2 protein-coding genes are annotated in these 1,634 nt (G+C 67.8%); both read right to left on the bottom strand.

Annotation, left to right across the window (positions count from 1 at the left end; genetic code table 11):
• The coding region (locus ACWELQ_RS45355; RefSeq protein ID WP_452403136.1) for an AAA family ATPase at positions 1 to 1,099 on the bottom strand (1,099 nt) is incomplete at its 3' end.
• Positions 1,100 to 1,216: 117 nt separating this feature from the next.
• Positions 1,217 to 1,634: NAD(P)H-binding protein (locus ACWELQ_RS45360; protein ID WP_452403137.1), on the bottom strand; the 418-nt coding region annotated here is incomplete at its 5' end.

Here is a 1,634-nt window from a genome sequence, read left to right on the forward strand (position 1 = left end):
GCGCGGCCGGGGCGGGCATCGGCGCGGCGGGCGCGGCACCGGCGGGCGCATTGGCCTGCGCGGCGACCTGCGGCAGGCCGACCGTCTGCAGCACGCGCTTGATCACGTCGTCGGGGCTGACCTCGTCGGCGAGCGCGTCGTAGGACAGCACCAGGCGGTGGCGCAGCACATCCGGGATCACCTCGACCACGTCCTGCGGCACCACATAATCGCGGCCGCGGATCAGCGCGACCGCGCGCGCGGCGGCGATGATGCCCAGCGAGGCACGCGGCGAAGCACCGTAGGAGATCCACCCGGCCACATCGTGCATGCCGAACTCGGCGGGCTTGCGGGTCGCGGCGATCACGCGGACCACGTAGTCGACCAGTGCGTGGTGCACGAAGGTATTGGCGGCCACGGCCTGCAGCCGCACCAGCTCTTCCGGATCCAGCACGCGCTTGGCCGCGGGCGGGGTGACGCCCATCCGGTAGATGATCTCGCGCTCCTCCTCGACGGAGGGGTAGTCCACCACGACCTTGAACAGGAAGCGGTCGCGCTGCGCCTCGGGCAGCGGGTACACGCCCTCCGACTCGATCGGGTTCTGAGTCGCCATGACCAGGAACGGATTCGGCATCGGGTAGGTCTTGCCGCCGATGGACACGTGCCGCTCGGCCATCACCTCGAGCAGCGCGGACTGCACCTTGGCGGGCGCGCGGTTGATCTCGTCGGCGAGCACGAAGTTCGCGACCACCGGGCCCAGCTCGGTATCGAATTCCTCGCGGCCCTGCCGGTAGATGCGGGTACCGACGAGGTCGGTGGGCACCAGGTCCGGCGTGAACTGGACGCGGGAGAAGCTACCGCCCACCACCGTCGCGAAGGTCTCCACGGCCAGGGTCTTGGCGATACCCGGCACACCCTCCAGCAGCACGTGCCCCTTGGCGAGAACTCCGACCAACAGCCGCTCGACCAGGCGATCCTGACCGACGATCACCCGTTTGACTTCGTAGATCGCCTTTTCCAGGGTCTGGACATCGCGCTCGAGGGTGTTCGATGGCGAGGGCGGCGGCGCATCCTTCACCGTGCTTACCCCGCTCACACCGTCAGTCGAAGTCACCAACATCCCCGCTTTCGCCTCGGTCCTTGTGCGTTCCGCCCCAACTATTCCAGGTATCTCGCGCATTTGCCGCACCCGGTTGCGATCCGCGCGCGAATTTCGGCCGTGAAATGTGGCTTTCGGCTATTCCCTGGCCGTGGTGGACCGCTCGAGGACGAGCTCGACGGCCTCGGCGACAGGGGTGTGTCCGCCGGTCAGCTCCACGATGATCCGGTTGAGCGCGGGCCGGTGCAGGGCGACATCGAGGAAGGCGGCGACGTCATCGCGGGCGATGTCGCCGTATTCGATCGCGAGTCCGGCTGCGACCAGGCCCTTTCCGGGCTCGTCACGCAATGTCCCCGGCCGCACGATCAGCCAGTCCAGACCGGTCGCCACGAGATAGACGTCCGCGGTCTTCTTCACCCGCATGTAGTGCTCGAACCCAGGGCTGGTCTCCCGATCGCGCCCCGCGTCCGGAAACACCGAAACCAGAATGAACCGGGCAATACCGGCAAAGCGGGCGGCATCGACACACTTTTCCAGCCCCCTGCCAACGATCAGA

It is taken from the genome of Nocardia sp. NPDC004722 (assembly GCF_053601505.1).